Raw genomic sequence first — 16,207 nt, 5'->3', positions numbered from 1 at the left:
CCCTGGCAAAACATCCTTCTTACACAGAGGTTGTCTGAAAATGAAATCCTCCTTTTCCTCCGTTTTCCGTACCGCGCTGACCGTCTCTTCCGTCCTAATCCTCAGCGCGTGTCCAAGCAACACTTCCCCTGTCAACCCGCCGCGGCACAACACCCAAATCACCCCTCCCCCCAAACCGCAGGCAGTCGTTGCCTTAGCACTCGGCGGCGGCGCATCCAAAGGGTTTGCCCATATCGGCATCATCAAAGTCCTCAAACAAAACGGCATCCCCGTCAAAATCGTTACCGGTACGTCGGCAGGCGCCATCGTCGGCAGCCTGTATGCCTCCGGCGCAAGTCCCGACCGTTTGGAATTGGAAGCCGAAATTCTCGGCTCAACCGATTTGGTCGATCTGACCCTATCCACCAGCGGCTTTATCAAAGGACAAAAACTGCAAGACTACATCAACCGCAAAGTCGGCAACCGCCCGATTCAAGACTTCCCGATTAAATTCGCCGCCGTCGCCACCGACTTCGAATCTTCCAAAGCCGTCGCCTTCAACCGCGGCAATGCCGGACAGGCAGTCCGCGCATCCGCCGCCATCCCCAACGTGTTCCAACCCGTCCTGATCGGCGGCCGTCGATACGTTGACGGCGGACTGACCCAGCCCGTACCCGTCAGCGCGGCAAAAAAACAGGGAGCAAACTTCATCATCGCCGTTGATATTTCCGACCGGCCGTCTAAAAACCTCGAACAAGGCTTTTTCTCCTACCTCGACCAATCGATCAACGTCATGTCGCAATCCGCCCTGCAACATGAATTGAGCCAAGCAAATGTCGTTATCCATCCCCAAGTCTTGGACTTAGGCGCAGTCGGCGGCTTCAGCCAAAAACAACGTGCGATCGCCGAGGGGGAGCGTGCCGCGAAAGCCGCTATTCCTGAAATACGGCGCAAACTGGCAGCTTACCGCTACTAAGCCTTTAGTGCTTTATGCAAAGAAAAGGTCGTCTGAAAATATAAAACTATTTTTAGACGACCTCTGTTTAAGGGAGCTGGCATACTCCCTTTTTTCTTACGGGTGCGATCTCTGTTTTATAGTGGATTAAATTTAAATCAGGACAAGGCGACGAAGCCGCAGACAGTACAGATAGTACGGCAAGGCGAGGCAACTCCGTACTGGTTTAAAGTTAATCCACTATAAACCGAAGCTATCAAAGCAAAAGGGATACAAGCATGCCCTGTATTTTCAAAAAAAGGTCGTCTGAAAACCATATAAGCTTTTCAGACGACCTTTCTTTATTGTGCTTTGAAGCTTACAAGGTGCCGTAAGAGTGCAGGCCGCTCAGGAACATGTTGACGCCGATGAAGGCAAAGGCGGTAACGAACAGTCCGATGACTGCCCACCATGCGAGGATTTTGCCGCGCCAGCCGGCGACGAGGCGCAGGTGCAGCCAGACGGCGTAGTTGAGCCAGACAATGAATGCCCAAGTTTCTTTCGGGTCCCAGCTCCAGTAGCGTCCCCATGCGTCGGCTGCCCACAGTGCGCCGAGGATAGTGGCGATGGTGAAGAACAGAAAGCCGACGGCGATGGCTTTGTACATGACTTCTTCGATGACTTGCGAAGGCGGCAGCGATGATTTTTTGCCGGCGTTTTCGTTTCTCAATGCCCGAAGTTCGGCGATGCCGAGCATGGCGGCGATACAGAATGCGCCGTAGCCGATGAAGTTGGCGGGGACGTGGATTTTCATCCACCATGATTGCAGGGCGGGAATCAGGGGTTGGATGGTGTGTGCTTCGCGGGAAAAGCTGTACCAAAGGACGAAGCCGACGACGATCGCCATGAAGCTGAAGACGAAGCCGCCGAGTTTTTGTACGGCGAAACGGGCTTCGTAGTAGAGGTACATCAGAGCGGTGATGACGAGGAAGAGGATGAAGACTTCGTAGAGGTTGGAAACGGGGATGTGTCCTGCGTCAGGGCGCAGGAGGTAGCTTTCGTGCCAGCGCACTAAAAGTCCGGTAAAGCCTGCGACGGCAGACACCCAGGCGAATACGGAACCCATGCCGAGCAGGGTGTTGGTGGCGACGTTTTTGCGTTGTGCCAACACGGCGCCGGTGATGTAGGCGAAGAGCGCGAAGAAGACGAAGGCGCATTGCCACATAATCGCGGACTGGCTGCTGAGGAAGTATTTGAGCAGGAAGCCGTCGGAATGCGTGATTTCGCCATCGTAGAGCATGACGGCGCCGTATGCGAGGACGGCACACAAGGGGGCAAACCAGCGCATGGGTTTGAAAAACCAGCCTAAAAAGACGGTTATGCCCGCGCTTGCCCACAAAATCACCATTTCGTAGATGTCCATGGTGTGCTGAATGCGGGTTTGGGCGAAGAATGCGCCGGCTGCGGTCAGGAGGGCGAATAGGCAGTCGACCGTATTCAGGGACTTGAGGAACGATTTGTGCGTCAGCAGCTCGTGTTCGGGTAGGGGGTTATGGTTATGCGTCATGGTTCAAATCTTTCGCCAGTCGTTGCAGGCTTTGTGTATGTTGCGGAAACTCTTTTTGCAGGTCGCGCTCGTTGCGGCTGGAAGACATGGCAAAGCGGATGTGGTCGTCTGAAAACAGGACCCACGCGCGTTTCTCGCGGATGTAGAACATAAATATCGTGCCGAGAACCAGCAAAACAGAGCCTAAATAGACTAAAAATGCACCGGGCGAACGGGTCATTTGCAAGCCGGAGGAGCGGACTTCTTCAAAGCCGTCCAGTTGCAGGAGCATGGGGGCGGGGTATTCGGTCAGGCCGGTATAGGCGTCCATGCTGTGCAGCAGGAAGCGGTTGCGCGCTTCGTCTTGAGGCCATGCGGGCAGCTTGTATTTTTGGATGGTTTCTTCCAATACGGCGTTCATGACACCGAACAGCATTTCGTAAAAATATCCCTGCATTTTTTCCTGCTGCTCTTTGGGGATGTTTTTGGTGATAAATTCGTCCAACGCCAAATAGCCGCCTTTCGCAAAAATGCCCAAGGTGTTTTCGGCGGCAAGGGTGAATTGCTCGCGGATGTTGTCGGGCGCGTTCAAGGTCGCGTTGCGGATGACGGCTTTGCGTGCGGCTTCGTCTTTCAAGAGTTCGCGCATCGCCATGAAGGTGTCGGGTTTGAAAGTTTTATCGGCAGGAATGCGCAGCCAACGGTATTGCTGTTCCAGACCTGTGCGCGTACCGGTGATGAAGAAATAATCCTGTTCCTGCTTAACGGGCAGCATATAGTTTTTATATTCGACAGCCTGACCCGCTTTGTCGCGGATTCGGTAAACAACGGATGGGCCGATGTTGGTGTATTTTTTGTTTTCTTGAGAGACGGCGCGCACGTCGTTAATCGCTGATTGCAGGGTTTGCTCTTTTTCAGACGACTTGCTCATGTCTTCCACGTTTATGGACGTGAATTGGTCAAACTCCAGTTTGTAGGACGTATTGCCGATGTCGAGCGGGAAGTCGCGCATAGATGTCGCCCTGAGCGTTACCGGCTCGCGGCTGGGATTACCCAAATTCCAGGCTTTGAACTTCAAATCGGAGCCGCCGTCGGCAAAGCTCGCTTGATAGATGGTGATGCCGTGCAGCGTTAGCGGATGGTTGACGCGGATGGTGTGTTCGGATTTTTTGCCGCTTTCCTTGTCGGTAATTTCCAAATCGCTGGCAAAATCACGCGGCATCCCGGTATTGTAAAAGTCGATGTGGAATTTCTTCAGCTTCACTTCAAACGGCAAATCCTGAACCAGCATCCCGTTGTCGGCATTGAGGAAGACCACGTCCGCGCTTTGCCCTTCGGTAATGTTCACATTGCCGCGGAACGACAGGTTCGACGTACCCAAAATGCTTTCCGGTTTGAAGTCTTTGGCATAGACGGAATGATTGTCCGGTACGACGCGTCCGGTCAGCATACCGATTTTCAGCAGGAGGTTGCTGTCTATCAAGCCGCCCAAGCAAATCACAATCAGCGCGGTATGGGCAAAAATATAGCCCCACTTGTTCATCGCCCCTTTTTTAGCAGCAACTAAAACCGATCCGTCTTCGCGCGTTACGGTTTTGCAGCTGAAGCCTTGTACTTCGAGATAACGCCGGGCGATTTCAGACGACATCTTGCCTTCCAACACAGTCGAATGGCGCATCGCCGCCAATGATTTTTCTTTAGCGTTTTCACGGAATGATTTGATTTCGCAGAGAAAAGGCGGAACATTGCGAATCAGGCACAAACTGGTCGATATCACCAAAAACATCATGATGACCACAAACCAAGCGGACGCATAAACATCGTACAAGCCTAAAAAGTTGAAAATCTGCGACCAAAACGGACCGAATTTCACAACATAATTGACCTGCGGCTGGTTTTGCTGCAACACCGTCCCGATAACCGAAGCGACGCCCAGAAGACTGAGCAGGGCAACGGCAAAACGCATGGAGCTTAAAAAAGCGAACCAAGGTTTGCGGATAAGGGGGACGGATGAAGGGGATTTGCTCATAGCGGTTTGATTTGATAAAGAATACGGGGATGGTCGGGATTCGGAAGAGACCCGATTATCGAACGGCACGAAAAATAGACATAATGGGGCAAAAAGCCAAAGGCTGCCATTTGAAAATACTTATTGCCTCAAAAGCGGCGGCATACCATCGCACAAGGTCGTCTGAAAACAATTGCCCAAGGGCAAGTGTTTTCAGACGACCTTGATATTCACATCATCCGCAAACAGACGGACCGATAGGAATCAATGCAGACCCTGGATGAAGTTGGAAACCGCATTCAACTCTTCTTCGGTCAGGCGTTTGGCAATATCTTCCATAATCGCGTTTTTGCGTTGCCCAGATTTATATGCCTTCATTTGATCGACCACATAAGACATATGTTGACCGCCTAAGCGCGGATATGCGCCGATTTCGGTACCGCCGCCCGGAATACCCGCGCCGCTGGGACCGTGGCAGGACATACAGGCAGGAACTTTTTTATCCACCAAACCGCCTCGGTAAATTTTGCCGCCCAAAACAGGATCATTTTGTTTCGGGTTAGCCTCGCCGGATTTGGCCTGTTGTTTGGCATAGAATGCGGATACATTCAGGATGTCTTGCTCGGACAGGTTCATCACCATAGGTTTCATCACAGCGGCGGAACCGTTTGTACGTTTGCCTTCTTTAATGTCCAAGGTTTGACGGTAGATATAGGCACTGTGTTGAGCGGCGAGCTTTGGATACATGGCGATGCCGCTGTTGCCGTCCGCCGCATGACATGCCGCACAAATGGTAGTAGCCACTTCTTTGCCTTTTGCAATATCCGCTTTCGGGGCAGCGACAGCCGCGCCGGCAGCCAAAACCAAGGCCGCTAAAGTCAATCGTTTCATGGAGTGCTCCTGATTACAGCATTGCATACCGCGACAATGCCTTTTTTATACTCAAAACGCCGGATAAATTTTACCCGATAAAAACCGATAATTCTATAAACGTGCTATTCTATACTAGATTTACATTAAATTACTACCATGTTTCGCAACATGAACACGGCAAATTCCGCCACTCCGTCTCAGGGAACAAGGAAATACGGATGAACCTCTTTCAGAACGCCAAATTCTTCACCACCGTCAACCATCTCAAAGACCTGCCCGACACACCCGCAGAAATCGCATTTGTCGGACGCAGTAACGCAGGCAAATCCAGCGCGATCAATACCCTGACCAACCATGTCCGGCTTGCCTATGTTTCCAAAACGCCGGGACGAACCCAACACATCAATTTCTTCGAATTGAGCAACGGCAGCTTCATGGTCGATTTGCCGGGTTACGGCTATGCACAAGTTCCCGAAGCCATCCGCACGCATTGGGTCAAACTCTTGGGCGACTACCTTCAACAACGGCGCCAGCTCATCGGCTTGGTGTTGATTATGGATGCGCGCCACCCATTGAAAGAGCTGGATTTGCGGATGCTGGACTTTTTCCACATCACCGGCCGCCCTGTGCATATTTTGTTGTCGAAAGCCGACAAGCTGTCGAAAAACGAGCAAATCAAAACTTTAGGCGCAGTCAAAAAATCGCTCAAGCCCTATATGACCCGTCAACGCATCAGCGTACAACTGTTTTCCAGCCTTAAAAAGCAAGGCATCGAAGAAGTCAACCAAGTCGTCGGAGCATGGTTTGCTACGCATCAAGAAGAAATGGACAACTTGAATATCGGAAATCCGGAAAATTCCGAGTCATTGTAATCGGTCGTCGTATTGTCTGCATTGACGGGACGCAAATCCGTACTGTTCCTGTTGTATTTAACACGAAAGGTCGTCTGAAAACGCTTGGTAGTGATTCAGACGACCTTTATCACTTCCCCAGCCTATCACCTGCCCGATGCTTACCTTATTATAGTGGATTAACTTTAAACCAGTACGGCGTTGCCTCGCCTTGCCGTACTATCTGTACTGCCTTCGGCTTCGTCGCCTTGTCCTGATTTAAATTTAATCCACTATAAGGAAGATAGCAAAGGCAAAGAGTGGCAACCCATTATAAAAAGGTCGTCTGAAAATTCTTTAGCCTTTCAGACGACCTTTTATCATATTATGTTGGATATAGTTCCAAACTCTTTATCTAATTCAATAGAAGGCGATTTTCTTCAAAAATATAAAAAACCATTGATTCTAATGAAGATTTGAAATCTTTATCTGAGATTAAATTGGTTTTAGCTGATCCAGCCACGAATATAAGGCAACCTAAAGAAGCAAGTGATGATTATTACATTGCTCGAGGTAAAATCTTCAAAGATGAATATAATATGTCATGGAAAACCATTTGCAATCATAAAGAGATTGGCAAAGAAGAAACCATAGATAATAATGAACAGCCTGAAAGTCCGAAAGTTAAAAAACCTTCATACCGATAATTATTGTGTAACAAAAATCCAACCAATAAGATAGGTTGGATTTTTTCTTGTCTAAAATTACATTTTTTTGCGTTTGGGTGTTTTCATTGGGACATTAAACCCGGGTGAGTTTCGAAATTCTTCAAAAGTAACCTCTTTTTTAAACTCTTTTTCATTGGGAACAAAATCGCCATTACATTTTTGTTTCTTTGCATTATTTAGTTTAATCTCTTTTGCAAACTCACACATGGCAATTCTTGAATTTTTTGCATCTGGATATTTTGTAACAATTTCATTCCAAATTTCAAAATATCGGATTAATTCTAGTGATACCCATTTTTGCAAAGAACGATAAGCATCAGGTCCATTAGGCGTACTCTTAAGTTCTTTTAGCATCCAGTCTGATAAGGCACTTTGTACAACAGGATCATGAGCCTCTTTAATTTCCTTTTTCCATGTTGCAACAGGCAAATCAAAATCAGGCACTACTTGTTCAGCAGGATTATTTGCTGCCATTGCATTACTGGCTGCAAACATGGCAGAACCTAGAATAAAAGCTTTTAGCGTGCTTTTCATCATTATTAACCTTTAAATTTGTTATTGGTATTTGCCTTGTTGTTCATGTTCTTTTGCTAATTTTTCTCTATCTGCCTCACGTAAAGAGTAGATTTTGAAAATTATAGTGGATTAACTTTAAACCAGTACGGCGTTGCCTCGCCTTGTCCTGATTTAAATTTAATCCACTATATTGCTCATTCTATTGCGCCTTAGTCTCAGTTACAAAGCCGATTTTACTGATACCGGCTTCACGCGCAGCTTCGAGCGCCTTATTGACGTATTCGTACTCGACTGCTTTATCAGCCGCAATTGCTACGATCGTATCCGCATTTTCCTGCTTCTCGGTTTTCAAACGTGAAATCACCGTATCAATATCGACTTTAGTCGCAGAATCACCACCGACATAGTAGCTGCCGTTGGCATCTATCGTCAGTCGCAGCGGGTCTTTAGGCTGCTTTTCCTTCTGCTTTGCCGCTTTTTCCGAAGCGGTCGGCAATTCCAAAGGAATCGAGTGGGTCAATACGGGCATAGTGATCATGAAAACGATCAACAACACCAGCATAACATCGACCAAAGGCGTAACGTTGATGTCCGACATCGGCGCGTCATCGCCGGAATTCATAGAGCCGAATGCCATAATTTAGTCCTTTTGATTCAACAGGCGGACGTGTAAATCGTGTGCGAAAGCGTCCATATCTTGAGAGAGGGTTTTCTTACCGCGATTGAGGAAGTTGTACGCCAAAACAGCAGGAATGGCGACAAACAAACCGGCAGCAGTAGATACCAACGCCTCACCAATCGGACCGGCAACGGCAGCAATACTCATTTGTCCGCTTTGACCGATATTGATTAAAGCATGGTAAATTCCCCAAACCGTACCGAATAAACCGATAAATGGAGCGGTTGCACCAATGGATGCCAAAGCAGTCATACCGTAGTCAAACTGGCGCATGGCTTGCTCCATACTGTTTCGGATTTGAATGACGAGGTATTCGTTCAAAGGCAGTTCGGTAGTAAGTGTTTTCGCATTGCTTTGACGATAGCTTTGGTAGGCACGCAGGGATTCGTCCACCACACGGCTCATCGGTGAATCGATGCTTTTCACTTTTTGTACTGCTTCCGACAGCGTAAAAGCATTTAGCATTTGCGTTTTCACTTCAGCATTGGCACTTTTGGCTTTTTTCAGTTTGATAGTGCGCAGGATAATCAGACACCAAGTAACAATGCTCATCAACAGCATCAGTACGAATACACTGATCAGGACGAAATCGCCTGATTCAAACACTAATTTCAAATCCATAATTTTTCCAGATTAAAAATAAAATTAAAAAATTTCTTTTTTGTCAAAATACAGGTAATTCGCGTTCATTTACTGAAGTTGGAAATTAATTTTACCCCGGTATTCTGTCAAACGGTTTGTAGCGTATCTGCTGCCGGCGGCAGTAGCTGCCTTCCTTGCTGCATTATCCAAACGTTGGAATCCGCTACTTTTAGTTACGGTAACTTTTACAACCTTACCACCGGGCTGAACAAGAATAGATAAATGAACTACTCCTTCCTCCCCATTTTCTAGAGAAAGGGGCGGGTAAGCCGGTGTAGGCAGGAAACCTTTATCTACGACAGCAGGAGGGCCACCGCTTCCACCTCCTGCACCTCCGCCGCTACCGGTACCTGATCCATGCTCACCTTTGGCACCGCCACTGCCTGATCCACTGCCCTCACCGCGTCCGCTGCCGGTACCTTTCGTACCGCCACCACTTCCTTTACCCTCACCGTGAAGGGCCTTACCTTCTCCACTGCCTTTTCCGTTTTCCGCAGTATTCGGACCGGTTTTAGTACCGGTGTATTCCGAAGCTTGAGGTGCAGGCTTAGATTCTGTTTTAGGTTCAGGCTTAGGCTCTGGGCGTGGCTCCGGTTTAGGCTCAGGTTTGGGTTCCGGCTTAGGTTCAGGTTTCGGTTTCGGTTTTTCAACCGGCTTCGGCTTCTCTTTAGGCTGCTGGATATCAGCATCATCTTTTTTCGTCACCACCGGCTTGATAACAGGCTTTGTAGGCTCAACCGGCTTGGGTTTCGGTTTTGGCTTTTCAGGCTCAGGGATCTTTTCCGGAGCCGCCGGCGCACCTTCGCCCTCAGGACTACCGTCTCCACCACCATCGCCGCCCAAATCTGCCAAATCGACAAACTCAATATTCATCATTTCCGGCACAGGCGGCTTGTGTGCCTGCCATAACAACGCGACCAAACTCGCGTGGATCAAAACCACCGAGATGACGACAGAAGGAGTTAAAATTCGTTCTTTATTCATAATCGACGCATGATAATAGCAACAATTCGTGTTTGCAACCTATTTTTACATTTGTTTTTGAAGTGAATATTTATCTAAAAATATTTCTTCAACTTAATATCATACGGCATAATATTTTGATATTGCTATTCATTATCACAACAAAACAAAAGAAAAAGAGGACGCACTGCCTCATTTGGTTGCATTAGAATGCGGTTAACAGAAAAAGTTCAAAATTTATAATATAACGTACGTATAAAATAACAACAATGGTGTAACTCCCATCAAACGAATGGCACAAACAATCATTATCATGGGCGTGGAAACCAACAGCGTTTTTTACACTTTCGCTTTTGCTGAAGACCCGTCGTTTAAGCAAAAATAAAAGTTTCCCGCCGTAAAAAAAACTGTAAACAACGCGACGATTTCTCACACATAGGGTTTATTCAGATTTATTTCCAGCCCCATCAACAAGAAACCGACAAGAACGGAAAAACAAACCTACTTCATTTGCCTATTTACCAGGTCGTCTGAAAGTAAAACTCACCTATACGAGCATATCGCGATTACAAAAATACGCCTGATATTTCCATTACTACCAGGGTTCATCCAAATTTTCGAATCCTCTATTTGACGGGTTAAATCATGCTGTTTTGCCGTTCACTTTTTCTGCAATGATTTCAATTCTCGGCTCATACAACAAATCATAAGTCGGCTTGTTAAGCAAATCCTGCAAAGTAAACCCATCCAAATGTGCAAAGAAAGCCTTAATCGCTCCGCCCAAAATACCGGCAAGACGGCAGGACGGCGTAATCAGGCATTCGTTATTTTCCCCCATGCATTCGACAACCTGCATAGGCTCAAGGTGGCGCACTACTGCGCCGACATTAATTTTATCGGGAGTATTGGCAAGACGCAGTCCGCCTCCTTTCCCTCTTGTACTGGTCAGAAATCCGCCTTTGACAAGCGCGGTAACGACTTTCATCAGATGACTTTTAGAAATGTCATAGGCTTCGGCAATGGTTCCGATATTGACTAACGAATCGTCGTTTACGGCCGCATAAATCAATACCCGCAGACCATAATCCGTATGTTGCGTCAGATACATGGTTTTCTCTGTTTGAATATTATTTTTTGGAACGGCGGCAGTGTGTCCTATGGATGACTGTCGCCGTTATGTGTTTGACTTTATATATGATTAAGTTTCATAATATCTGAAACATTTAAATTAATCCAGTGTAGTTTGATAATTTATTATCATTATAATCAAATATTATGAAGCCGCTAAAACGCCATCCCGCACTTATCGAACTTTCCCGCGAACACCATCACGCCCTTTCACTCTGCGTCCGCCTCCTGCGCGCGCCCGCTGAAAGCCATCGAACAGAGCTTGAAGCCCATTTCCTTGAATTGGAACCGCATTTTGTCGAAGAAGAAACCATGTTCGCCCCGCATTGGCAGAATATTCCCGTTGCGATGCGCGAACGTTTCGAAGCCGAACACGCCAAACTGCGCAGCATGATGGCAAATCCTGAATATCTTAACGAAGCATGGAACAAAGACTTTGCCGTTACTCTGCGCGACCATGCCCGTTTTGAAGAACGCGAACTGTTCCCCGCAGTCGAGCCGTTTTTGCCGGAACCCGAAGGAATCTGATAAAAAGGTCGTCTGAAAAGTCCAAAAGCATGATTTTAGCGTTTTCAGACGACCCTCCTGTCTATTCAAACCTAAAACAAACCATTCAAAAAACAAACCAAGGAACTACCATGACCGCCTTTTTCAAACACCCTGTTTGGGCAATGGCATTCCGCCCGTTTTACTCGCTGGCGGCACTATACGGCGCACTCTCCATCCTGCTTTGGGGCTTCGGCTATACGGGTACGCCCGAGTTGTCCAATTTTTATTGGCACGCCCATGAGATGATCTGGGGCTATGCCGGACTCGTCGTCATCGCCTTCCTATTGACTGCCGTTGCCACTTGGACGGGGCAGCCGCCCACGCGCGGAGGCGTTTTGGCAGGATTGACCGCATTTTGGTTGGCGGCAAGGATTGTCGTTTTCATTCCGGGCTGGGGTGCAACCGCCAGCGGCATACTCGGCACGCTGTTTTTTTGGTACGGCGCAGTTTGCATGGCATTGCCCGTCATCCGTTCCAAAAACAAACGCAACTACGTCGCCGTGTTCGCCATCGTCGTCCTAGGCTGCACGCACGCCGCATTCCACTTCCAACTGCATGCCGGAAACGCATCTGCACTGCTCAGCGGGCTGCAGTCCGGTCTGATTATGGTCTCAGGCTTTATCGGCCTTATCGGCATGCGGATTATTTCCTTCTTTACCTCCAAACGCCTGAATGTTCCGCAAATCCCCAGTCCGATGTGGGTCGCGCACGCGTCCCTCTGGTTGCCCATGCTGACTGCCATGCTGATGGCGCACCATGCCCTGCCTTGGCTTTCATCTGCTTTTGCCTTTGCAGCGGGCGTGATTTTTACCGTACAGGTTTACCGCTGGTGGTATAAAGCTGTTCTGAAAGAACCGATGCTGTGGATTTTGTTCGCAGGCTATTTGTTCACAGGATTGGGATTGATTGCCATCGGTGCCTCCTACTTCCACAGCTCTTTCCTTAATCTTGGCGTACATCTCATCGGCGTCGGCGGCATCGGCGTCCTGACATTGGGCATGATGGCTCGCACCGCGCTCGGGCATACCGGCAACTCCATCTATCCGCCACCCAAATCCGTACCCGTCGCCTTTTGGCTGATGATAGCCGCCACCGTCATCCGCATCATTGCAACCTTCGTCAGCGGCACCGGTTACATCCACAGCATCCGCACTTCCGCAGTCTTGTTTGCCCTGTCCTTGCTGCTTTACGCATGGAAATACATCCCTTGGCTCATCCGCCCGCGTTTGGACGGCAAGCCGGGTTAATTAAACCAAGCATATTAAACGAAAGGTCGTCTGAAACCTGTTTTAAGGTTTCAGACGACCTTTCGTTTTATCAATCAGACTCCCGTGTCCACACATCTCGTCAAACTGTATTTGATAGCAGCATAAAAATCAGCTTTGCCTGACGACCAATGTTGCGCCGCAATATTTATCATGAAGTTTAACCCACGTAAAAGCCCCAGTTTACTACTCGCTCAAAATTCAATTAACAACTAAAAGAGCCATGCAAAAGAAAAAGGGAAGGTCGTCTGAAAACCTGTTTCCAAGTTTTCAGACGACCTCTTGGTTTTCATACGCTTACACGAACCAATCAGAAAAACAGCTCGCGCCAGCTGATACGTTGCAGACCACAGATACGGCCTTTCACTTCCAGTGATTGCGCATTATTCAGCAACAAGCTGCGTTGGTCACCCTCTTTGCCTGAGAAGCATCTATTGTTGGGCGTACCAGAACCCAACCCAAGCTCTTTATCCGTACCGGTTTCACCGCTATCACCATCGGCGGTAACAGGATCGTCCGTACGCTTGTTCGGATCGATAAAGGTGAAGCTGACAATACCTTCTTGAGTCAAACCATTGGCGTATTGCGTACCAAAACCACTCAATTCACGCTTAAATATATCAGGCGTAAAACGTGCGCTACGGCTATTGAGTGCACCGCCGTTATCAGCATTGATGCCGAGGAAGGTTGTGCTGGTTACGGTTGACTTATTGTTGCTGACAGGCATACACAAGTCTTTTTCCGCTTCCTCCTTGCCGATAGTCTTACCGCCATCGGAAGTGTACTTGCGTATCGTAACGATGGCAGTCCGCAGAATCATAGTCGGCTTAATGCTGACACGCTCGCCAGAACCTAGATTGATGAACCAGCCTTTATGCGTCTCTTCAATTTTTTCATTACTCAGATACAATGCCTTACTGGTTCGTGGCTGATTGTTTCCATCGTTATATGACTGCTCTACCTCAGTAATCGTTTGCTTGCGTAGGTTTTGCTCGGCAACATCTTGATTTGTCTTATCTGCAGCAAGATCTTTCGGCGCTTTATCCAGTTTTTGAAAAATACCGTAAATCGATTGTGTTTCAGTATTGCTCAAATCACTTTGGTAAATCTCGCTACCCGTACCGAAAATCACGACGTATTCCTTAGCTCCTTTTCGTGATACGGCAGGAGCCGAGGTAATCGGCTTGTTTGGTGAACCGGAGAAAATTTTAACCGCAGTCCAATCTTTCGGGCTTGCAGCACGCAGGTCGAAGCGGTACATATTACCCCCTCGGTCGCCTGCAAAGGCAAAATCGACAACCCCGTCAAAATCGGTATCGAGCAACGTCGGTGTAGACAGCCCGCCTACACCACCCTTCACGACAATTTTCGCCAGTTGATCACCGGGTTTTCCTGCAGCCTGACCGCGTTTCTCGCCTGTACCAACTTCTTTACCAAGCATTTCGTAAACATATAACGCAGTTTCGTTGGCTGTCGCATCTTTTTCTTCGGCTGCGTAGCCACTGGCGAGGAAGCCTGCGTAACGGATGTTTTCATCCAGTTTGGCACTACCGTCAGTTTCACGTTTGGTGGAAACACGACCGATTTGCGGCGTACCGATGGTAAAGCCCAAAGTATTGTCTTTACCTTTGGCCGTTTCAAACAAAGGAACTTTATCGCTCCAAGCAGCCGCATCCATACCGGTATTGGTGGTTTGATCTTCTTTACCGCCTATATTGAGAGCGTATGCACCACGTCCGCCTTGTCCCATTGCGCCAAACATAAAGACACGTTGCTGAAACTTACTGCCTTGTTCAGCTGCGGCAGTCTGACGCAGGGTAAAGCCACCATTTACGCCGTATTTATGGTTTTCAATGGATTTTCCGTAATCCGCATGTGCAATGTCTTTCAATACTTTGGCAAGCGTAATCGGGTTGCCTGACGCATCGTTTTCGCGCTCCATCGCAGAAGGAAGATAGCTGACTTTCAAATCATAAGGATGTTCGCCTGCCGTACTTTGGAAAATATGCACCATACCGTCGTTGGCTGCGGCAACCAAATATTTGCGGCGACCATTCTCCTGATTACCGACTGCAGCAACGGAACCGTCCAAAATATCGCCCAAATCACGCTCTCCAGGTTTACGGTCACGGTAAGGCTTGTATGCACTGTCATCATTGCCGACCCTACCCGTCCAATTGAGCAGTTTTTTCCATTCGTCTTTGTCACTATTCTCAATGCCGAAATAGGCATTGTTGACTTTATCGGTAGGGATGGCGTCGATAAAGTAAGTATTAGAACCTGTGTTAATCAATGTTTTACGATTACCAAAGGAAGGCTGGGTAACCGTACCTTCCCGTCTACCATCACTATTATTCAATTTATTAAATAAAATCTGACTGCTCCAAGAGCCGGTATTCAGCTTGATGGTTGCCGCCAAATCGGGAATACCGCTGCTGGAAGTTGCCGGAGCGGTACCGCCATCCAAAGTAATCGGTTCACTTTGGCTATCATTTTTAATCGTATCTGTAATAGTTTTGAATGCCTCAAGTAAGGTTTCTGATTTATTAGCAATGTAATACCACTCTTTTTTACTGGCGCCTCGCTTCAGATAATCTTCACCTGCCAGGGTAATATCGCCACCAAAACCTACAGTAAATGTTTGAACAGTTTGCTTTTTGTAGTCCCCAAAATCATTTGGATCGCCATCCCAGCTCTTACCCGCTTTATCCTTACCACCGACTTTAAAATCTTTTTCTGCTAGTTTTTTACTGAAAAAGGCCAAACCGTTACCGCGATCCCAAAACTGATCGTAGGAAGGCTCTGCCCTCATACAACGTAAAAGCCTATCTTGCCCTTTTCGTTCGCCGAAATATTCGTATGCTTTCTGGTAATCTTCACTATCATAAGCATTATGAACTCTCCAATTGTAATCTTTAGCAGCATAATAAAAACGACGGGCATCATAATCAAAAATCGTCCTATCTGGCCAATATGGAGAATTACCACAATAAGAGCTATAGTTAGCATCGCCATCCGACATCATGACGACATACGATTTTTGACAACGGTACTCAACCTTAGGCATAACAATCGTACTGACAATTTCAAAATAGCGGCGTGTTGCTGGGGTTGCATAGCCAGTACTCATCTTGTTGACACGCGTTTTCATTGCCTCTGGGTCAGAACTGAAAAAATCAGCATCTGATCGACCATTGTTATGAAGCGTCTGCAACCCCCAGTTAAACTGATCCTTATATTGATCAAGAATATCATTTAGCGCATTTTTCGTTACTTCTAACCTATTTAAAGGTTCCCCCCTCTTCCCCCTGGCTCCAGGTACAATAGAACCCATACTCGCCGAATCATCAATAAAAAACATAATGTTATGTTTGACTTTCGGCTGCTCTGTAATTTGGCTTTCGTTTTGCAAATAAAGCGGGGTTTTGGCAAACTGTGCTTGCGCTTGTGATGCCGCCCCCATCAGTGCGAGCGCGGAGGCGATGCTGTAAATCATCGGACGGATGGAGCCGGGGCAACGTGAAGGTTTGTTTTTCATAATGCGTTCTTTTTTCATAAAATCGTCGG

14 protein-coding genes are annotated in these 16,207 nt (G+C 47.7%); 5 read left to right on the top strand and 9 right to left on the bottom strand.

Features of this window, described 5'->3' with window-relative positions:
- The first annotated feature begins 40 nt into the window (after positions 1-40).
- Positions 41-955: a patatin-like phospholipase family protein gene (locus RSJ68_00640; protein WNU97309.1), complete on the top strand. Its 915-nt coding sequence runs from the start codon at positions 41-43 to the stop codon at positions 953-955.
- Positions 956-1,292: 337 nt separating this feature from the next.
- Here RSJ68_00640 and ccsB read toward each other — a convergent pair whose 3' ends face one another.
- The 3 genes from ccsB to RSJ68_00625 all read right to left on the bottom strand — a co-directional run bounded on the left by ccsB (position 1,293) and on the right by RSJ68_00625 (position 5,358).
- Entirely contained in the window at positions 1,293-2,480 is a 1,188-nt protein-coding gene (gene ccsB, locus RSJ68_00635; GenBank protein ID WNU97308.1) for a c-type cytochrome biogenesis protein CcsB, read from the bottom strand.
- Entirely contained in the window at positions 2,470-4,425 is a 1,956-nt protein-coding gene (locus RSJ68_00630; protein ID WNU98323.1) for a cytochrome c biogenesis protein ResB, read from the bottom strand. The genes ccsB and RSJ68_00630 overlap by 11 nt, the downstream gene beginning before the upstream one ends.
- A 306-nt stretch (positions 4,426-4,731) precedes the next feature.
- Positions 4,732-5,358 (bottom strand): c-type cytochrome, encoded by a 627-nt coding sequence (locus RSJ68_00625; protein WNU97307.1) that lies wholly within the window; start codon positions 5,356-5,358, stop codon positions 4,732-4,734.
- A gap of 200 nt (positions 5,359-5,558) precedes the next feature.
- Here RSJ68_00625 and yihA point away from each other — a divergent pair, with 200 nt between their 5' ends.
- Complete coding sequence (gene yihA, locus RSJ68_00620; GenBank protein WNU97306.1) at positions 5,559-6,212, top strand: ribosome biogenesis GTP-binding protein YihA/YsxC; 654 nt, start codon at positions 5,559-5,561, stop codon at positions 6,210-6,212.
- Between the two features lie 434 nt (positions 6,213-6,646).
- Positions 6,647-6,877: a hypothetical protein gene (locus tag RSJ68_00615; GenBank protein WNU97305.1), complete on the top strand. Its 231-nt coding sequence runs from the start codon at positions 6,647-6,649 to the stop codon at positions 6,875-6,877.
- 57 nt (positions 6,878-6,934) lie between these two features.
- Here RSJ68_00615 and RSJ68_00610 read toward each other — a convergent pair whose 3' ends face one another.
- The 5 genes from RSJ68_00610 to RSJ68_00590 all read right to left on the bottom strand — a co-directional run bounded on the left by RSJ68_00610 (position 6,935) and on the right by RSJ68_00590 (position 10,806).
- The gene (locus RSJ68_00610) at positions 6,935-7,435 is read right to left on the bottom strand and encodes a hypothetical protein (GenBank protein ID WNU97304.1); all 501 of its coding nucleotides are present in this window, start codon (positions 7,433-7,435) and stop codon (positions 6,935-6,937) included.
- A 178-nt stretch (positions 7,436-7,613) separates the two neighbouring features.
- Positions 7,614-8,051, bottom strand: a complete 438-nt coding sequence (locus tag RSJ68_00605; GenBank protein ID WNU97303.1) for a biopolymer transporter ExbD — start codon at positions 8,049-8,051, stop codon at positions 7,614-7,616.
- A gap of 3 nt (positions 8,052-8,054) precedes the next feature.
- Positions 8,055-8,714 (bottom strand): MotA/TolQ/ExbB proton channel family protein, encoded by a 660-nt coding sequence (locus tag RSJ68_00600; GenBank protein ID WNU97302.1) that lies wholly within the window; start codon positions 8,712-8,714, stop codon positions 8,055-8,057.
- 69 nt (positions 8,715-8,783) lie between these two features.
- Positions 8,784-9,719, bottom strand: a complete 936-nt coding sequence (locus tag RSJ68_00595; GenBank protein WNU97301.1) for a TonB family protein — start codon at positions 9,717-9,719, stop codon at positions 8,784-8,786.
- A 622-nt stretch (positions 9,720-10,341) separates the two neighbouring features.
- Positions 10,342-10,806, bottom strand: coding sequence for an Rrf2 family transcriptional regulator (locus RSJ68_00590; GenBank protein WNU97300.1), 465 nt, complete (start codon positions 10,804-10,806; stop codon positions 10,342-10,344).
- Positions 10,807-10,973: 167 nt separating this feature from the next.
- Here RSJ68_00590 and RSJ68_00585 point away from each other — a divergent pair, with 167 nt between their 5' ends.
- Positions 10,974-11,354, top strand: a complete 381-nt coding sequence (locus RSJ68_00585; protein WNU97299.1) for a hemerythrin domain-containing protein — start codon at positions 10,974-10,976, stop codon at positions 11,352-11,354.
- Between the two features lie 110 nt (positions 11,355-11,464).
- A complete protein-coding gene (locus RSJ68_00580; GenBank protein WNU97298.1) occupies positions 11,465-12,622 on the top strand; it encodes an NnrS family protein in 1,158 nt (385 codons plus the stop codon).
- A 328-nt stretch (positions 12,623-12,950) separates the two neighbouring features.
- Here RSJ68_00580 and pilC read toward each other — a convergent pair whose 3' ends face one another.
- Positions 12,951-16,196, bottom strand: a complete 3,246-nt coding sequence (pilC, locus tag RSJ68_00575; protein ID WNU97297.1) for a PilC family type IV pilus tip adhesin — start codon at positions 16,194-16,196, stop codon at positions 12,951-12,953.
- Between the last annotated feature and the right edge of the window lie 11 nt (positions 16,197-16,207).

It is taken from the genome of Neisseria sp. DTU_2020_1000833_1_SI_GRL_NUU_006, assembly GCA_032388755.1.
Classification (GTDB): Bacteria; Pseudomonadota; Gammaproteobacteria; order Burkholderiales; family Neisseriaceae; genus Neisseria; species Neisseria sicca_C.
The sequence above is the reverse complement of the archived record's forward strand: the minus strand, read 5'-3'. Positions and strand labels throughout refer to the sequence as shown.